Annotated in this window: 17 protein-coding genes; 5 read left to right on the top strand and 12 right to left on the bottom strand. The window is 37.8% G+C overall.

The window, feature by feature from the left end:
- The first annotated feature begins 70 nt into the window (after nt 1-70).
- Both BK139_RS03615 and BK139_RS24275 read left to right on the top strand, forming a co-directional pair.
- Nucleotides 71-265 (top strand): alpha/beta-type small acid-soluble spore protein, encoded by a 195-nt coding sequence (locus tag BK139_RS03615; protein WP_076256841.1) that lies wholly within the window; start codon nt 71-73, stop codon nt 263-265.
- Nucleotides 266-346: 81 nt separating this feature from the next.
- Nucleotides 347-472 carry a hypothetical protein gene (locus BK139_RS24275; RefSeq protein ID WP_286147838.1) on the top strand — a complete coding sequence of 42 codons (126 nt, stop codon included), beginning with the start codon at nt 347-349 and terminating at the stop codon, nt 470-472.
- A 50-nt stretch (nt 473-522) separates the two neighbouring features.
- Here the strand turns inward: BK139_RS24275 and BK139_RS03610 are convergent, their stop codons facing one another.
- The 5 genes from BK139_RS03610 to BK139_RS03590 all read right to left on the bottom strand — a co-directional run bounded on the left by BK139_RS03610 (nt 523) and on the right by BK139_RS03590 (nt 5,900).
- Nucleotides 523-1,440 carry a COX15/CtaA family protein gene (locus tag BK139_RS03610; protein WP_483310640.1) on the bottom strand — a complete coding sequence of 306 codons (918 nt, stop codon included), beginning with the start codon at nt 1,438-1,440 and terminating at the stop codon, nt 523-525.
- Nucleotides 1,441-1,642: 202 nt separating this feature from the next.
- Nucleotides 1,643-2,752, bottom strand: coding sequence for an o-succinylbenzoate synthase (gene menC / locus BK139_RS03605; RefSeq protein ID WP_076256838.1), 1,110 nt, complete (start codon nt 2,750-2,752; stop codon nt 1,643-1,645).
- Between the two features lie 18 nt (nt 2,753-2,770).
- Nucleotides 2,771-3,577, bottom strand: coding sequence for a GNAT family N-acetyltransferase (locus BK139_RS03600; RefSeq protein ID WP_076256836.1), 807 nt, complete (start codon nt 3,575-3,577; stop codon nt 2,771-2,773).
- A 35-nt stretch (nt 3,578-3,612) separates the two neighbouring features.
- The gene (locus BK139_RS03595) at nt 3,613-4,995 is read right to left on the bottom strand and encodes a YjiH family protein (RefSeq protein WP_076256835.1); all 1,383 of its coding nucleotides are present in this window, start codon (nt 4,993-4,995) and stop codon (nt 3,613-3,615) included.
- Between the two features lie 50 nt (nt 4,996-5,045).
- Nucleotides 5,046-5,900, bottom strand: coding sequence for a MurR/RpiR family transcriptional regulator (locus BK139_RS03590; protein WP_076256833.1), 855 nt, complete (start codon nt 5,898-5,900; stop codon nt 5,046-5,048).
- A 494-nt stretch (nt 5,901-6,394) separates the two neighbouring features.
- Between BK139_RS03590 and BK139_RS03585 the strand changes: the two genes are divergently transcribed.
- Together BK139_RS03585 and BK139_RS03580 are read left to right on the top strand one after the other, a co-directional pair.
- Complete coding sequence (locus BK139_RS03585; RefSeq protein WP_076256831.1) at nt 6,395-8,035, top strand: PTS transporter subunit IIBC; 1,641 nt, start codon at nt 6,395-6,397, stop codon at nt 8,033-8,035.
- Between the two features lie 2 nt (nt 8,036-8,037).
- Nucleotides 8,038-8,823, top strand: a complete 786-nt coding sequence (locus BK139_RS03580; protein ID WP_076256830.1) for an endonuclease/exonuclease/phosphatase family protein — start codon at nt 8,038-8,040, stop codon at nt 8,821-8,823.
- Between the two features lie 33 nt (nt 8,824-8,856).
- Here the strand turns inward: BK139_RS03580 and BK139_RS03575 are convergent, their stop codons facing one another.
- From BK139_RS03575 to BK139_RS03555, 5 genes are all read right to left on the bottom strand, one after another.
- Nucleotides 8,857-9,321, bottom strand: a complete 465-nt coding sequence (locus BK139_RS03575; protein WP_076256828.1) for a GNAT family N-acetyltransferase — start codon at nt 9,319-9,321, stop codon at nt 8,857-8,859.
- A 119-nt stretch (nt 9,322-9,440) separates the two neighbouring features.
- The gene (locus BK139_RS03570; protein ID WP_076256827.1) at nt 9,441-10,415 is read right to left on the bottom strand and encodes a proline dehydrogenase family protein; all 975 of its coding nucleotides are present in this window, start codon (nt 10,413-10,415) and stop codon (nt 9,441-9,443) included.
- Nucleotides 10,416-11,071: 656 nt separating this feature from the next.
- A complete protein-coding gene (locus BK139_RS03565) occupies nt 11,072-12,202 on the bottom strand; it encodes a Ger(x)C family spore germination protein (RefSeq protein WP_076256824.1) in 1,131 nt (376 codons plus the stop codon).
- Nucleotides 12,203-12,216: 14 nt separating this feature from the next.
- Entirely contained in the window at nt 12,217-13,299 is a 1,083-nt protein-coding gene (locus tag BK139_RS03560; protein ID WP_019381565.1) for a GerAB/ArcD/ProY family transporter, read from the bottom strand.
- A gap of 37 nt (nt 13,300-13,336) precedes the next feature.
- Nucleotides 13,337-14,779, bottom strand: a complete 1,443-nt coding sequence (locus BK139_RS03555; RefSeq protein ID WP_076256823.1) for a spore germination protein — start codon at nt 14,777-14,779, stop codon at nt 13,337-13,339.
- Between the two features lie 168 nt (nt 14,780-14,947).
- Here BK139_RS03555 and BK139_RS03550 point away from each other — a divergent pair, with 168 nt between their 5' ends.
- Nucleotides 14,948-15,181 (top strand): hypothetical protein, encoded by a 234-nt coding sequence (locus BK139_RS03550; protein WP_076256821.1) that lies wholly within the window; start codon nt 14,948-14,950, stop codon nt 15,179-15,181.
- A 564-nt stretch (nt 15,182-15,745) separates the two neighbouring features.
- Here the strand turns inward: BK139_RS03550 and BK139_RS03545 are convergent.
- On the bottom strand, nt 15,746-16,474 hold the full coding sequence (locus BK139_RS03545; protein WP_076256819.1) for a hypothetical protein: 729 nt from the start codon (nt 16,472-16,474) through the stop codon (nt 15,746-15,748).
- A gap of 329 nt (nt 16,475-16,803) precedes the next feature.
- Nucleotides 16,804-17,493: an N-acetylmuramoyl-L-alanine amidase family protein gene (locus BK139_RS03540; protein ID WP_076256817.1), complete on the bottom strand. Its 690-nt coding sequence runs from the start codon at nt 17,491-17,493 to the stop codon at nt 16,804-16,806.
- Nucleotides 17,494-17,585 lie beyond the last annotated feature (92 nt).

Raw genomic sequence — 17,585 nt, 5'->3', positions numbered from 1 at the left:
GCTGTTCTTTAATCGGTTAAGTTAAAAACGAGCATTTATTTGCTCAAATTATCGTCGGGAGTGATGTATCATGGCAAGAAACAAACTTTTGGTACCCGGTGCAGGAACTGTATTGGATCAAATGAAACAGGAAATTGCCAATGAGTTTGGAGTTCAGCTTGGTGCTGATACAACCGCACGAGCAAACGGTTCTGTCGGCGGGGAAATGACAAAGCGACTTGTCGCGATGGCAGAGCAGCAGCTTAAAAACCAGCAAAATCAGTAAGATTGCTTGCTGGGATACCGGCCCTGTCCTAGGGCCGGTCTTTCACTCACCTAAACACACATTACCAATGGAGGCAGACCTATGACCAACAAAAATGACAACCGCGAAAGAAAAAACAAATATCCAAATAATAAAAAGCAGGATGCAGAGTTCTCAAGAGTAGCAGATATCAGAAGCGAAATTACTAAAAAAGATCTGCAAAAATAACAAAAAACAAAAAAGGCATGTCACCTGACTGCCTTTTTTGAGTATGGCTATTATCCGTAATAAGGATTACTGCTCTTTTCCCCTAACCTATTGATTCTGCTGGAATTTGATGCAAATACTCCAGCCTCACAAACAATTGCAAATAATGCTGTTCCAAAAGCAAGATGCAGAACTGCCCAGGATATTTCAATGTAGCTTATAATTGTGAGGATACCTATTAAGATTTGACCTAAAACCAGCAGGGAGGCAGCCATAAGCCGATTCTGCAATCCAGCCTCCCATCTGTTTTTAAATGAAAGATATGTAAGAAAAAATATGTAAAAGGCCAAAACTCCTGCCAAAAGCCTGTGTCCGGTCTGAATCATTTCCGGAAAAAATACTGGCATAAAGCCATTTGTACATTCAAGCCAGCTGCAGGCCAATCCGAATGATTCATGCTTAATATAAGCACCTAGAAATAAAGTAACAAGCAGCAGTAATAAAACTGTCTTAAATTTGTTTTGAACACTCCGGTCTCTTCTTGTTTTAATCCATGATGGCTGTTCATCAGCACGTCGCCAGATCCAGATTAGCGCAGCAAGGAAAACCATCGCTACCATCAGGTGGACAGACACAATTATAGCAGGCAAGTCCATCCAAACCACAGCTGCCCCCAGTAAAATTTGAACTAATAAAAGCAGAATAAGCACCTTAGAAGCTTTATCAAGTTCCCGCACCTGATTTGATTTTTGAATTCTAAAGTACAATACAGCTGTCATTATTCCAAGTACTGCACCAATAACTCTGTGAGTAAATTCAATTAATGTATCTCCTTCCAATACCGGGATCACCATCCCATTGCATAAAGGCCATTCAGGTCCGCACCCCATACCTGATTCCGAAGATGCGACATACCCGCCAAATACAATTAAAATATAGGTAAGAATAATGGTCGATAACGCCAGCCGTTTTACCTTCAAACTGCACACTCCTTATATTGCAAAATTCTAAATTTTGCAATCAGTTTATCAGAACCCCGACAAACTTTCGGTGATATGTATCACAATATAAAAATATAGGGAGCGAGCTGCAATTCATACAGTAAAACGCCAGAGTTCCCTCTGGCGCTGTATGGTCTTTAATCGCAGTCTAACGGGCAGTAAGACCCCCACTGATTGAAGTTTCACTTTATTATTTTGTAAAACTCCGGCTGTAAAGTGTTAAATCTTCTATTTTAGAGCGATTAGGCTCATAGCCTATCCCCGGCTCCTGAGGCACGAATATAAACCCATCTTCCATAGTGACTTCAGGATCGATGATATCTTCTTTCCAGTAATGGGAAGACGGGGCTGTATCACCCGGAAGTGTAAAATTGGATAGGGAAGTTATGGCTATATTATGTGCACGTCCTATTCCAGCTTCAAGCATTCCTCCGCACCACATCGGAATATTATGATCTCTGCAAAGGTCGTGAATTTTTCTTGACTCTGTAAGCCCGCCAACCCGGCCAATTTTTAAGTTTATGATTCGGCAGCTTCCAAGCTCGATCGCCTTTCTGGCATCCTCAAAGGTATGTATACTTTCATCCAGGCAAATTGGTGTTTTCAAATGGCTTTGAAGCTTGGCATGGTCAATAATATCATCATGATCCAAAGGCTGCTCAATCATCATCAGATTAAACTCTTCCATCCTTTGAAGGTGACCAATATCATTAAGTGTATAGGCGCAATTAGCATCAGCCATAAGCTTAATATCAGGAAACTCGGCACGGATGGCTTTTAAGATCTGCACATCCCAGCCAGGCTTAATTTTCACTTTGATCCGCTGGTAGCCTTCATTTACATATCCTTCAATTTGCTTAAGCATCTTTATTTCTGATTCCTGAATACCTACACTGACGCCCACTTCTATTTTTTCCTTTTCTCCGCCCAGAGCTTTTGAGAGCGAGACCCCTCTCTCCCTTGCATAAAGGTCCCAGACAGCCCCCTCCAGCGCTGCTTTGGCATTAAAATTTCCCCTGATTGGCCTGAAAGCCTCTGAAACATCATCAGGGTGACGAATCTCTGATGCAAAAAGGACCGGTATTAAATGATCACTCATAATATGCCAATTTGTTTTAACTGTTTCTTCATTGTAGATTGGCTCCATAATGGAAACCGACTCCGCCCAGCCGGACTGCCCGCTTTTTGATTTTACTTCAACCAGAATAAAGTCCTTATCCACTTCTGTTCCGACACTTGTAGTAAACGGATTCAGCAGCTCCATTTTCACGTGCCTTAAAATGATGCTTTTAATTTCCATTTTCCCATTCTCCCGGCATTATCCCTTTTCCAAGAGATATAAGTATTGGTTTTCCGCAGCCTCGTGCTTTATAAGATCTGTTACAATCCAGCCTGTGCTGAGATAATGAGCAAATGCTTCTTTCGTGCTCTTTCTCCATTTCAGAGCCAATTCAAAATCCTGCTTTTTTATGTCCTGAAAATTACCTGGGACAGGTATAAGAATTTTTTTATTTTCATAGTCTAAATTTACTTTTTCAGGGACTGCCAAACCATCAGCGGCCCCTGTTTCTATTGCCCTTGGCAGAACTTCAGCAGACCATCGGCGTTCAGGAAAATCATCCTGAATTCGCCACTCCACTAAAAATCGATCAGATGGTATGCCTGCATTCATATGGTCTGACATTTCACCATAAGCATTTTCTATATATTGAGTGCATACAGCCCCGAGCTTATGAAGATTGAGATTGGCATTTACAGTTTCAAGAGGGTCGTATGTCCAGGAAATGAGATCATAGCCTTTCTTAAGTGCAGTCTGTTTTTGCGCATTTTTCAGCTTTTCTCCAATCCCCAGCGCCCGGTACTCCGGGTGAATCCCCAGGCTGTGGGAGCACAGGTATACCTTTGTGCCGTCAAAGCCGGGAAAGCTGTATTGAAAACCGACCAGTTCCTCTCCCAGGAACGCACCTAACACAAACCCTCCATTTTTAACCGTTGCAACTGTATGATTAACCGGCACAGCTTCTTCCACACTCCATATTCTTGCTTCAAGTTCGTATACTGCTTCGAGATCCTTAACTGTGTGAAGGTTTTTAATGGCCAGTGATGTTAATGCTTCTTGCTTCATAACCTTCCCCTTTCCCTAAAATTGCGATAAAGCCCCTAAAATATAATATGAGCTACAGCAGCTACAATCGGCAGCGTAATAATAGTACGGAGAAGGAATATAAGAATTAAATCCTTTATGCTGACAGGGAGATTTGACCCTAAAAGCAGGCCGCCCATTTCAGACATGTAAACGAGCTGTGTTACAGAGACACAGGCAATGACAAATCTCGTCATTTCACTTTCAATGCCGCTGCCGATGACTGCCGGAAGGAACATGTCTGCAAATCCAACCACCATTGTCTGGGCCGCTTCTGCCGCTTCCGGAATTTGCATTAGAGCCAGGATTGGCTCAAACGGCTTGCCAAGAATCGTAAAAGCCGGGGTGAATTCAGCAATCACCAGGGCAACCGTTCCAATTGCCATAACAATCGGCAGAACTCCCATCCACATGTCTAAAACATTCTCCAAACCTTCTTTTACAACAGCGCCAGCACTATTATTTGTACGCGCTTTCTTAATAGCATTATTTAATCCCCATTTAACAGGTGTAGTATGTGAAGGAATAGAAGTTTCCTCTTTCATCACTGTTCCTTCATAAGCAGTATCGGCTTTTCTGGACAATGGCGGAATCCGCGGCATTACTACAGCTGCCACCAGACCAGCAAGGATAATTGTTAAATAGTAATGTATGAAATATTGCTCTAAATTTAAATATTGAATAATGACAATCGTAAACGTTATGGAAACAACCGAGAAGGTAGTTGCTACAACTGCCGCCTCCCGCTTTGTATAATATCCTTCTTCATATTGTTTTGTCGTCAACAGGACTCCAATTGTCCCATCACCTACCCATGATGCCAGACAATCAAGCGAAGAACGTCCCGGCAGCTTAAAAACAGGCCTCATCACTTTAATCAATAATGCACCAAAAAATTCGAGCAGGCCAAAATTTAATAAAAGCGGCAGCAATAAACCTGCCAGAAGAAAGGTAGTAAACAGGATCGGAATTAGATCATAGATTAAGAGTGCGCCAGTGTTCTCTGAATATACTGGTTCCAGACCAATCTCAAATAAAGTAATAATAGCAAAAACTGTTCCAAGCAAACGGGCTGCTACCCAAAATTTACTTACATTTAGCAATTTGTTCAAATAAGGGCTGTTTAAGATAAAGCCCGGTTTAAAAACTGCTGCTATCAGTGAACCAATAACTGATAGAGCCATTATAGTAACAGTAATCGCAGGTATGGAAGCACCCAGCAGCCCGTTAATTTGATTTGCTAAATATGCAACCGGGATCGTAATCCCATCTTCTCCTTGAATCGGCACCATAAATAGTAAAACCCCGATCAGAGAAGGAATTAAAAATTTTAAATAGTCCCCGGTTGTGTAGGCTTCCCTTTCCTCCTGCTGAATGAATTTCTTTGAAAGACTGCTCATTCGTATGCCCCCTTTTATTACTCTGTTTTTAACACCCCTGCTGTTCAGCTTTATTCAACAAATAACTCCTGATCAGCGTATAAGATTTCCAGTTCCTGCTGTCTCTTGGCAATCCTTTCACGATCCTGTTCATCGATACCCGCGATCAGCACTTCCAGTAAACTAATAACCGATGCAATTGAATGATGTCCGGTATCCATTAGTTCATCAGTAGTAAGTGTGACTGCAGCCATCTGCCCGATCGGCGAAAGCTGCCGGTCTGTAATGGCTACCATCCTGGAGCCCTTCCTCTCAGCGAATGAGGCCAGCTTTATGGTTTCCTTTCGATAGCGAGGGAAAGAAAAAATGACAACTGCTGACTGTTCTGTCAAATCACACAAATCCTCAGGAAGAAAACCGTGAGGGCCTGAGATATAAACATTTATCCTCATTTGTTTAAGAGTGTAATAGAACCAGTATGCGGCCGCAAATGAGCTGCCAAAACCCCCAATATAAACCCTGTCTGCCTGAATTAAGGCATCAATTGCTTTCCAAAGCTCTCTTTCATCAACCTGATCAAGCAATTGCCGAAGTATTTTCCTCTCTTGATCAATGACTCTCTTAAACAGGTTCTCTTTCGCTGCATTTATTATGTAAGAGTCATTTTCTTCTGCAGCCTGCTGTTTCCCGGCTAGCCAGTCTTTTCTGATTTGTTCCTGCATTTGGGAATAACCGCTGAACCCCAGTGCATACGCAAGCCGAATGACCGTTGTCTCACTGACTCCTGCATTTCTGCCAACTTGAAATGCGGTTAACAACACCGCCTCATTAGCATGCTCCATAATAAATTCAGCTGCTTTCCTCTGTCCTGGCGAGAGGGATGAATAGCTTTCTTTAATCATCTGGTTCATTGTTTTCTTATCCATGCCGGCTCCTCATGAATAGTGAAGGAAAAACTTCTTACGCAAATTATAAAGCATGAAATGCTTCTCAAACAAGAAGATTTTACACTATTCAAAATTATTTTTATTTATATTTCGTTTAGAAATCCACTCTTTTATGTGAAGGTAATCCTTCTTTTAGTAAATTCTAAAGGATGAAATACTTCTTTAGCAAGAGAAAAATGTATTTTTAAAAATAAAAATTTATTTTTATGCATAAAACCACATTTCAATTCTAGATGGATGACTTAAAAAATATTTATCAATAGTAACCCTTCGATATTCTTAAACGTCTCCAACAATTTTTTACGCAAACGGTTGCATCATTTTTCTGCCCGTGTTATTTTAAGATAATAATAAAGCTAAATAGTATTTTCATAGAATAGATTCATGTATGCATCGAAATTTTTTTCGTGAAATTACGGAAATGCTTTTTTAGTCCATTTAATGAAAGCCCATACAATAAGGGAGAGGGAACGATGAAAAAATTATTTTCTTTTGATTTCTGGCAAAAGTTTGGAAAGGCATTACTTGTAGTAGTGGCTGTAATGCCAGCTGCAGGTATTATGATTTCACTTGGCAAGCTTGTAGGCATGACAGGTACTGACATAGCATTTGTGCAATCGATTGCACGAATTCTGGAGGATATCGGCTGGGCCATTATTACAAATCTTCATATCTTATTTGCAGTTGCAATTGGCGGTTCCTGGGCTAAGGAACGTGCAGGCGGAGCGTTTGCAGCTCTTATTGCTTTCATTCTGATTAATAGAATTACAGGCTCCATATTTGGTGTAAAGTCCGACATGTTAGGTAGTTCCGAGGCCACGGTAAAATCCCTGTTTGGACAAGATCTCATTGTCCCGGACTATTTCACTTCTGTTTTAGGCGCACCCGCATTAAATATGGGAGTATTCGTCGGGATTATTTCAGGTTTTCTTGGCGCAAATTTATTTAACAAGTATTATAACTATGATAAATTGCCAAATTCACTTTCCTTTTTCAATGGAAAGCGATTTGTACCCTTCACTGTAATCGGCGGCTCTGTTGCAGCAGCCTTGGTCTTATCAATTGTTTGGCCATTCATTCAAGGATTATTAAATGATTTCGGACAATGGATTGCTACATCACGGAATACAGCACCAGTTATCGCTCCATTTGTTTTTGGCGCACTGGAAAGATTGCTTCTTCCATTTGGATTGCATCATATGCTGACAGTCCCAATTAATTATACAGAGCTCGGCGGAACTTACAAAATCCTGACAGGCTCTAACGCAGGTTCAACGGTCGCTGGACAAGATCCCCTATGGCTTGCATGGATTGCCGACCTGAATAACTTTTTGGCTGCAGGAGATACAGAAAGCTATAAACAATTGCTGAATGACGTTACCCCTGCCCGCTTTAAAGTAGGCCAAATGATTCTGTCCGCTGCTGCCTTATTGGGAATTGCGCTTGCAATGTACCGCAATGTAGATCCTGAGAAAAAGAAGAAATACAAATCGATGTTCTTCTCCGCTGGTTTGGCAGTATTCTTAACTGGAGTAACAGAACCGATTGAATTTATGTTCATGTTTGCTGCTCCACTTCTTTATATCGTGTATGCAGTTATGACAGGTCTGGCATTTGCAGTCGTTGATATTATTAATATCCGTGTTCATTCTTTTGGGATCATTGAATTGATTACAAGAACACCAATGATTATAAAAGCTGGTTTATGGCTGGATCTTGTAAACTTTGTAATTGCCTGCCTGGTATTCTTCGGACTAAACTTTTGGGTTGCCAATTTTATGATCAGAAAATTTAACTTCCCTACACCAGGACGCAATGGAAACTATATTGAAGAAGAAAATACTGCTTCATCTTCAGATATTTCAGTCAAGAAAAATTCACTAGCTCCTGTGTTAATCGAATTATTAGGCGGAAAAGAAAATATTGAAGACGTTGATGCCTGTATGACCCGCTTGCGTGTCACAGTAAAGGACACTGCATCAGTTGCTGGTGAACAGGAATGGAAGAAGAATGGAGCTTTAGGTCTTATCGTTAAGGACAAAGGCGTTCAAGCAATTTATGGACCAAAAGCAGATGTCCTTAAATCTGATATCCAAGACCTTTTGGGAGCTTAACAATGAAATTATTAACTCTAAACTGTCACTCATGGCAGGAGGAACAGCAGCTGGAAAAAATTAAAATTCTTGCTGAGGCTATTAAGGAGAACCGCTATGATGTCATCGCTCTGCAGGAAGTCAGCCAGCATATCAAAGCCCCTTTAATAGATGGCCATATCAAAAAAGATAACTATGCACTGCTGTTAATTGAAGAATTGAGAAAAATAGGTGTGGAAGATTACGTTTTTAAATGGGATTTCTCACATATTGGCTATGATATATATGAAGAGGGTCTTGCCATATTGACAAAGCATGAAATAAAGGAGGATTTTTCCTTCTTTATTACCCAAAATAAAGACCAGGCACACTGGAAGACACGAAAAATTATTGGCGTTAAATTAGTTTACAAAAACAGACCAATTACCTTTTATTCTTGTCACCTTGGCTGGTGGGATGATGAAGAAGAATCCTTTAAATTTCAGGCTGAATCTCTTCTTGCACATGCATCTAAAGATGAACCCGCCATTTTTATGGGTGATTTCAACAGCTCGGCGTATGTCCGCAATGAAGGTTATGACTTTCTCATTGACAAAGGGCTTTATGACACTTTTGAATTAGCAGACAAGCAGGACTCAGGAGTGACGGTTAAAGGCAAAATTGCCGGCTGGGACGAAAATAAACATGAGATGCGCATCGACTTGATTTTATCATCGTATCCGATCCATCCAAAATATTCCCGAGTTATTTTTAATGGCACAAACAAACCCATCATTTCAGATCATTATGGTGTGGAAATTGAAATATAAGCAAAAGTCCCTGACAATTCAGTCAGGGGCTTTTTACACTTTTAACTTATAGATAGGTTCCGGATGAAAGGCCTGAAAAACCTCACCTGTCGGTTCAAAACCAACTTTCTCATATACACGAATAGCCGGCTCGTTCTCCCTGATGACAGATAGGTAGATTTCATGGCACCCATATTTCTCTTTCATTTCCTCAATTACAAGTTCAATTGCCGGTATGCCATAGCCCTTCCCCTGAAATTGATGTCCAAGCATCAGACTGACAAGTTCATATCGGCCATGCTCTTTATCCAGACCATGAGTCGCAAAGCCAATTAATGATTCGCTATCGTATATAGCTTTACATGTCCAGCCATTGACTGAAGCCAGAGCAATGAAAAAAGCATTGGAACCGACAAACCTTTCGAAAATTTGAAACTTCTTTTCCTGCTCTTCTTCAGATTTCAAATTAATAACCTCAAAAAAATTTTTCTCTGTAACAGGTTTCAGTTGTAAATCCATGTCATCTTTCCTCTCTTTCCAAATCATTACTCAAAATAAATTCGCATCCATAGCCAAGAATTCCTTTATAAAAAGATAAAAAGCCTCCCACTAAAATTTATAGGGAGGCTCCTGCATTATTATTTTTTCCGTTTCTTTGTCAATCTGCCTAATAAGAAAGCTCCTGCTGCAACACCAATGACAGTATTTGTTTTCTTGGTAAATACCTGCTTGGCCACAAGGTTTAAGTTCTGCGGCCGTTCTGCCAGGCGTCTCATGAAGTAGCCATACCAGTCATGTCCAAAAGGAACATATGTGCAGAAATTATAGCCTTCACCAGCAAGCTTCAGCTGCATATCCTTGCGGAAGCCATAGAGCATTTGGAATTCAAATTTATCTTTAGGAATATTGTTAGCCCTTACAAAATCTTTTACATGATTAATTACATTATGGTCATGTGTTGCAATTGACGTGAATTTGCCATTCAGCAAATGCCATTCTATTAATTTTATAAAGTTAGCGTCAATGTCATTTTTGTCCTGATAAGCAATTTCTTCAGGCTCTTTGTAAGCTCCTTTTACAATCCGCAGCCGGAAGTTCTGATATTTCTTCAGATCTTCTTCTGCATCCAGGAAATATGCCTGAATAACTGTACCGAAGTTATTGTATTCTTTGGATAATTCATCCAAAATGTCAAAGGAAGGCTGCAAACGCTTGGAGTCTTCCATATCCATATTCACAAAAATACCATAACGGCTTGCTCTCTCTACTATCTCCCTGACATTTTCAAGGCAGAAAGAGTAGTCAATATCAAGACCTAATTGAGAAGGCTTTAAAGAGATATGTGCATCCACCTGATTTTCATGAATGGCCTCTATCACTTCTATAATTTGTTTTTTCGCTTCTGCCGCCTCTTCTTTTTTATAAACAAATTCCCCGAGGTTATCGACAGTACAAGAGATGCCATGAGCATTAAGCTCTTTTATGCTCTGAATTGCTTCATCTAGATTTGTCCCAGCAACTACATTCTGCGCGCCTAGTTTCAATCCATATTTCTTTGCGGCACTATTCAGAAATTCGTTTTGGGAAAGGCCTATAAACAGATCTTTCAACATAGAAATATCCCCTAACTCTTGTAATTTCACAATAAAATTATAGCATAGATTTTCAATAAAAATTATTTTGTGAATTTTTATATTTTAACGATTCCCTATCACTGTTTCGTTAAAACATCGGAGGAAATTCCAGCTCAAAAAGACCCTATCCAGATGCACAAAAAAGTGCCTGGGCAGTTACAGCCAAGCACTTTAAGTATGATTCCGACTGGGTTCGAACCAGCGACCTCTACCCTGTCAAAGTAGCAAACAGTCACGGAAGCAATAAAGTTATTATTGAATATCCCTTGCATATTAAGGATTTAGAAGGTATGAAGTTTGTTCCTTTAGGTCTAAAAAAGACCGTTGTTGACCGTGTTCGTCAACAATTCGTCAACAACCCCATAATTTAGACCTCTCTTGCCAGTCCTGAATAATACATAATAACAGTTGCCTAATAAATATGTACTCATGGTAAAATTAAATTAATGATAGATCATAGTCTGCCTCCTGAGCTGTAGTCGTTTGTTCGAATCTCGATTGGGATGCTACAAAAGAAAAGCGCGAAACCCATGTATATCAAGGGTTTGGCGTTTTTTATTTTATTCAATTTGATTAGTCATAAACCATTGAATTCCAAGTTTGGGGTCGGTTTGGGGTCGGAACGAATTTTTTTCCTAATTAACTGCTCCTGGCCGCTTAATTTCTACAGTTATATTTGGCTTTATCTTTACTGCAGAATACTTCTCACTTAATTCTCCATTGCTTAAATGAGAATATTTCCTTAAACTTTTTATTTTTCTTCCAATTCCTATGGGATCTGTTTCTAAGATTTTTAATTCCTCAAGAATTTTCTCGAATTCATTATTAAGTTCTTCACCAATCAAGCGCTCTAATTTTCTTGTTGATTCTTTATCAATTATGGAAGTAGATGGCTGAGTTTCTAATATTGAAACTGAAATAGACGCGTTTAAGTTTACTATTTCATTATTAACTACCTCAATTTTCCCGCGATAATTGATAGGGTGTAAGGTAATTTTATACTTTTCATTTTCTGCATTCTCAGAGATAAGTACTCCAGTTTTCTCTAATTTATCAGAAGGTATCGTTAAGGTTAAATCCCCTAAGAAAGCATTTTTGTTAGTGAATAATTTTATGTAGAAGGTTTTGATTAAAGAAATAGAACCAACCATTTTATCATCCCTGAATAATGCTACTGCTTCTATAAAAGGTGCTTCACCTTTAATATTTTTTATAATAGGCAGCGTAGGATCAATGCCACTCTCATATAATGCGGAAACAAAGTCATGCAAGTTAGAGTTTATTAACATTTCTTTTTTCTCATGTTTGTCCAGTAACTGATACATATAGGAACCCATTTCAGGAAACTCTTCATATTCTTTACTATTTATCGTTTCCTCCGATTTTTCTGTGATCGCTAAGAATATGAGGGGATTTATGCTGGTGTCTCTTAGCATCGTATCAAGAAATGAAAATATCCCTTCCTCAGCCATTTTTTTATCAAATAAGATGGTTCTTAATTGTCCAGAGGAAATGTCATGGCTTGTTTGCTGCTCCAGCCTTTGTCGAATTTCTTTACTGGTAGAACCCTCAGCAGAAATGGTAGTACTTGTCTTTCCCTGTGAACCGTCAAATTGCAAAAGACTTATTGTGCCTTTGTAAGTCTCATCATCCAGTAAGTCGAAACCAAGAATAGTTGAAATACCCTGCATCTCGATTATTTTGCTTGGAGGGACACATGAAGTACAGATAAGGGTACAAACCAAAATAAAGAATCTTAATTTCATTATTTCAACTCCCCTTATGAACGACCAACGATTTTTGATTTAATGGTAATGATGCCATATAAAACTACAGGGTATACAAACCATAAATAAAATCCAATTTGAGCAACTTTATCTATAAAATAATCATTATCAACTCTTTTGGTGATAAAAAAACTGCAGATAAAAATGATAATTGAAATTATCCATATTCCATATTTCTGCTTTATGCGAAAAATCTGTTTAACACCATTGGAAGATAAAAATAACGATATACACAAGTTAGGAAAAATTACGATTATCCATATTGAAACTACTATAAATTCAAAGCGCTCAATAAACGGAAAACGCATAGTACTGATAATGCTGACAAATGGCCAGATATTTAACTCTAATTCTTTTGAGCTAAAAAACAATATAGAGAAAATGGTAATGATTAAAACAAGAAATGTTGTAAACCATATTGCCAGTTGACTGTATAAGTGGACCTTTTTTTTCTCCTTGAAAAATGGAAAAAGAAAAAGTAACGCCTCGAAGCCCAACATTGTATAGCTACTTTTGTAGACTCCATTCATAATTTCAGTCGGCCTAGTCGATAAAATGGGTAATATTCTATCGAGATTTAAACTTTGAAGAGGTTGATACAATACGAATAACATCCATATGACAATAATAAAAGATAAAAAACAAATACCAGCAACAACTCTGAATCCGCCAGACACACCATAAATTGTTATCAAAACTAATGACAGGACACCGACCCATTCATAGAGACCTTCATAACCCCACGTAAGTGATAGTTCAACATAACTTATGGTGATTGAATAATGAACTGCCATAAAGTAAACGACAATTACGACATTAATGATGCTGCCAAACATACGTCCAAATAAATTTTCATGTATTTCAAATAGCGTACGATTTTCATTCTGTTTAAGTATGGATATCATTATCCAAGTTATAAAGCTAATTGCTATACCAGACAGTAAAACCGAAATCCAGGCATCTTTCTTAGATTCTAAGTACACGATTCTTGGAGCTCCAAGGATACCCATACCAAATTGAGATGTGTGTATAATAAAAAAGGCCATAAAGGCATTGACAATGGTATTTGACTTCATTTTCCACCTCAAATTTCATGTGAATTTGAACTTTTTATTACCTCTCCCTTATTCGAATTGTATCTTTTGGGCGATTGACTACAGGGCGTTTGGTATAAAAATGGTGGGGGAGCCGAAATAGAAAGTATTTTAAATCCTCCTTTCTGAACGGATATAATGGCGCAAGATAGGGCTTATTTAAAGACGTAAGCTTTAACAAATGAACCATTAGTATACAAACACTAATCATAATCCCATTCAAACCCCATAAACCAGCCAAAATAATACATGGAAATCTTGCTATCCGAATCGCAGTACCCATTTCATAAATAGGAGCCAGAAAAGCCCCTAGTGCACTGAAGGCAACTATAATAATTAAAATATTACTTGTTAATCCTGCCTCAACTGTAGCTTGGCCTACAACAATTCCTCCAACAATCCCCATTGTTTGACCTACTTTAGAAGGGAGTCGTGCACCAGCTTCTCTAAGTAATTCAATTAATAATTCAAGTAAAAGAGCTTCTAATAAAGGTGGAAAAGGAACTTGTGAGCGCGATTCTCCTATTATAATCAACAATTTAGAAGGTATCAGTTCAAAATGATAGGTCATTGTAGCTACATAGAATGCAGTTAAAAATAAAGATACTATCATAGCAAAAATTCGAGTAAATCGTATAAATGTACTTAGCGACCATCTTAAATAGATATCTTCTGTTGATTCAAAGAACGAAAAAAAGTTAGCTGGCCCAATAATAGCTACTGGACTGCCATCCATAAATACACCAATTCTTCCGTTCAAAATCGAGTAAATAAATCGATCGGGTAATTCTGTTAATAGAAGCTGCGGAAAAAATGTATAGTGATCGTCTTCTAGGCATTGCGCTAAAACTGAACTGTCATTAATATTATCTGGTTTTATTTTTTCTAATCTTTCTTTAAGGTTATTTAGTGTTTCATCATTTGCTATATCTTTTATATATACGATTCTTACTTCCTTCTTAACACGTTCCCCAATTGTTAAGCTATCAGTACACAAATTATAATCATTAAGGTTTTGCCTGATAATCTTGATATTTGATGATAATGACTCTGTAAAGGATATCTTAGGTCCATATACTAATGATTCTGTTTCTGCCTTCTCAATTGATCTTTCAAGAGTATTATTGCAATTTACCATAAAACCTTTTTTCTCATTTAAGAAATAAATATAAGAAAATCCTTTTAAAAGAGATGAGATGAACTCATTCTTTTCGATTTCAGTTTTTATTTCCTCAATTGGTATGTTATTAACCAAATAAGTGTAATTTAAGTGTTTTTCTGGAATTGTTTGCATGTATTTAATAACATATTCATTTAGGACTTCCTGATTAATTAAATTCTTCATAAAAACGATTTGAATAGTTTGCCTTCCCAATTCCATTTTTCTACACATCAAATCTGGCGAGTCATTAAGCACGGTTCTTATTTCCTGATAATCTAGGAAGTCATTTTTGCTTTTCATTTGTGACCTACCCTTTACTCATTTCTTTTAGTTTTTGTTTCTGGGAAGAATTTATACGCAACATTGAAACTTGGGTTAAAACATTGATATTATTTGAAATTTTTCACAAATTAGTCACAAGGACTTTCAGCCTATTTGCCTGATATTTAGGTGAAAGGGAGTGTATAAATGAAGGTTGGCGACAAATTTTCAGCTGTTTACGTGCCAAGGTTAGGATTTGTTAAAGCAGGTGCATCAATGGAAGAAACCATGGAAAATGTAAAACGCGCAGAGGTTGAAAAGGAGATCAAGGAAAAGAAGGAAAGAAAAAGATTAGAAAAGCAGTATCCCGGATGTAAAATCACCAAAATAGGTGCCGGGTGGTTTATTGAAAATAAAAACGCTCCATCGGACCATTTATAAATTATAAAGCCCCTCTCAATTGAGAAGGGCTTTATAATTTATTTTTGAACTATTAATTAAGAAGTAGTCCTTTTATGGCTTTGAAAAGTATAATCAAAGATCCTGTACGAGATGTAGAAATTCTTGTTCAGCAAACGGGCCAGTGGAACATCTTGGTTTGTCATTTATGCTTAAATTAAGATGATGATTTTTAAATAAACAAAGCAGAATTGCTGAACAAATATGAAGAAAAAAATGCAAAAAGGGAAATTAAACATAGTTGTTTTACTTAATCAAGGAAGTTTCGTACTTGTACTAATTGCTTGGACACTTCTAGTTATTGTTCCTTGATATGACACTTTCATTATTATTATTAGATCAAAATGAATTAAAGAGTGTGACTTATAAGCTTAATTAAAAAACCAGCAGTAATTAGCTGCTGGCCATGGAACAACTTTATTTATATCTATAAAGAGTTAACTGTTAATGCTCCTAGTATAACTGCTATTAGTAGGGCGATTAAGATTCCAACTATAATATTTCTTAGTCTCTTAGATTTAAACATTCTGTTTGCCCCTTCACTACTCATAGTTTAGTTACACTTCCTCCCGATTGGTTTTTGTAGTTACCCCACACTCTAACCTCATGGTTTGCATAAACAATTCCTAATCCACTATAAATTGCACTCCATTTTACCGAGGCAGTTGCCCAAGCTTGGGAGCTACTATGATTTCTGATACATCTTCCCCACTCATAATCTACAGTCGGGTTTAGATTGCGGGAAGTATAGGCATCACATCCATATGTAGATAGAACCTTACTTCCATTATGAGTATAATTTACTTGAGCGTATACTTCAAGGACTGTAAGTCCTAAAAAGCTTACCCCCCTTTTGTACCAAGCTTTTTTATAATAGGTAGTGGCTAAGGGTTGAATGTTCCCTTCTTCTAAGGCTGGTGCCTCAACGTCAGACTCTTCATATGTAGCCGATAATACAATGTCACCATTTTTTAGTGCCTTTGTTTCGCCTGGTTCAACTTCAGATATTGATTCTGCAATGGTGCTTGTTACCTCTGGATCAAACATGTAACTAATAAACTTCTTTTTATCTTCTTTTGATAGTTTTTTGAATTTTGCTAAGTCAGTTTTAAGCTTTTCCTTTTCATCACCTTTAGCAGACTTAATTGAATAATTAAAGCTTTCTTCTACCATTTTTTCTTTCTCTTTGAACGATTGACTTGCAGCAGAGGCCATTGTCCCAAAGGAACTGAGAACAAGCAAAAGGGTCATAAATAAGGATACAAACTTTTTCATTTACTTCACTACCTTTCTTGGTATTATTCTGACAATTTTAATAATACTATATTTTTCAAAAAAAGTAAAATATAGTAAAATATTTATATGTAACGTTTTTAACATTTTGCTTATTCTATGCTATATCCTGTTAGCTCCTAATTAGATTAAGTGAATTTTGTTTTACCATATAATGAGGTGACAGGTATGTATTTTGAACCAATTCTACTGAAATCAACGGAAAAGGGCGCTATTCTTGAATAAGAATTAGCGCTCATTTTTCATTTTTACGTCGTATTAGCTTAATAGAATTACTTAAGCCCCTCTTGTATGAGAAGGGCTAATTCAATTTATTTTACACGAAGCACTTGCCCTACATAAATCGTATAATTTTCATCAAGGTTGTTCCAATCCTTAATTTGCTGTACAGTGCTTCCGTAAGTTCTGCTCAGTGAATAAACAGTATCACCAGACACAACAGTATGATAAACAGCTGAACTTTTCCGTGGAAGGTTGAAGCTTTTCACAATACCGTTAACATGGCCACGTGCCAAATTCTCAATAAAGCTGCTTGATTTTAGCTTTGCTGCATCATTGGCATTATCAATAAAACCATTTTCAGTTAGCAATGCCGGCATCCGTGTTTCACGGAGCACATGGAAGTTTGCCTGCTTTTTGCCACGATCATTAAAATCAACTAGCTTCAATACCTCTGAATGGATATTGTTTTGAAAAGTTGTAGTTGGTACCCCTACTCCTGGGTATACATAATCTTCATATCCTGTGCCGCCGCCTGCGTTAATATGAACTGACAATAATAAATCAGCTCCCCATGCATTGGCAGCATTTGTGCGCTCTGACAAGGAAACAGTTTGATCTCCAGTCCGACTCATGCGGATTGAAACATTATCATATTCAAGAGTCAAAATGTCTTTAACTCGTGTAGCAATTTGAAGTGTTAAATTCTTTTCCTGTAGTCCGTTTCCAACTGCACCTGGGTCTGTTCCGCCGTGTCCTGGATCAATAAATACTTTTACCATATTTAATCACCTCTAATATTATTTTTATTCCCATTTAAATTTAACTGCTTACACTGCTGTCCTTCCTTCTCACATGATTAACACCCCTTTCA

Source organism: Paenibacillus sp. FSL R5-0490, assembly GCF_001956215.1.
Classification (GTDB): domain Bacteria; phylum Bacillota; class Bacilli; order Bacillales; family Cytobacillaceae; genus Cytobacillus.
This window is presented reverse-complemented; position numbering and strand designations above follow the sequence as displayed.

Coding starts and splice junctions, on each gene's coding strand:
- BK139_RS24275 (WP_286147838.1), top strand. CDS start 347: ATGACCAACAAAAATGACAACCGCGAAAGAAAAAACAAATATCCAAAT.
- BK139_RS03595 (WP_076256835.1), bottom strand. CDS start 4,995: ATGAGCAGTCTTTCAAAGAAATTCATTCAGCAGGAGGAAAGGGAAGCC.
- BK139_RS03570 (WP_076256827.1), bottom strand. CDS start 10,415: ATGTTGAAAGATCTGTTTATAGGCCTTTCCCAAAACGAATTTCTGAAT.
- BK139_RS03560 (WP_019381565.1), bottom strand. CDS start 13,299: ATGAAGTCAAATACCATTGTCAATGCCTTTATGGCCTTTTTTATTATA.
- BK139_RS03615 (WP_076256841.1), top strand. CDS start 71: ATGGCAAGAAACAAACTTTTGGTACCCGGTGCAGGAACTGTATTGGAT.
- BK139_RS03550 (WP_076256821.1), top strand. CDS start 14,948: ATGAAGGTTGGCGACAAATTTTCAGCTGTTTACGTGCCAAGGTTAGGA.
- BK139_RS03555 (WP_076256823.1), bottom strand. CDS start 14,779: ATGAAAAGCAAAAATGACTTCCTAGATTATCAGGAAATAAGAACCGTG.
- BK139_RS03545 (WP_076256819.1), bottom strand. CDS start 16,474: ATGAAAAAGTTTGTATCCTTATTTATGACCCTTTTGCTTGTTCTCAGT.
- BK139_RS03590 (WP_076256833.1), bottom strand. CDS start 5,900: ATGGATAAGAAAACAATGAACCAGATGATTAAAGAAAGCTATTCATCC.
- BK139_RS03600 (WP_076256836.1), bottom strand. CDS start 3,577: ATGAAGCAAGAAGCATTAACATCACTGGCCATTAAAAACCTTCACACA.
- BK139_RS03540 (WP_076256817.1), bottom strand. CDS start 17,493: ATGGTAAAAGTATTTATTGATCCAGGACACGGCGGAACAGACCCAGGT.
- BK139_RS03585 (WP_076256831.1), top strand. CDS start 6,395: ATGAAAAAATTATTTTCTTTTGATTTCTGGCAAAAGTTTGGAAAGGCA.
- BK139_RS03580 (WP_076256830.1), top strand. CDS start 8,038: ATGAAATTATTAACTCTAAACTGTCACTCATGGCAGGAGGAACAGCAG.
- menC (WP_076256838.1), bottom strand. CDS start 2,752: ATGGAAATTAAAAGCATCATTTTAAGGCACGTGAAAATGGAGCTGCTG.
- BK139_RS03575 (WP_076256828.1), bottom strand. CDS start 9,321: ATGGATTTACAACTGAAACCTGTTACAGAGAAAAATTTTTTTGAGGTT.
- BK139_RS03565 (WP_076256824.1), bottom strand. CDS start 12,202: ATGAAATTAAGATTCTTTATTTTGGTTTGTACCCTTATCTGTACTTCA.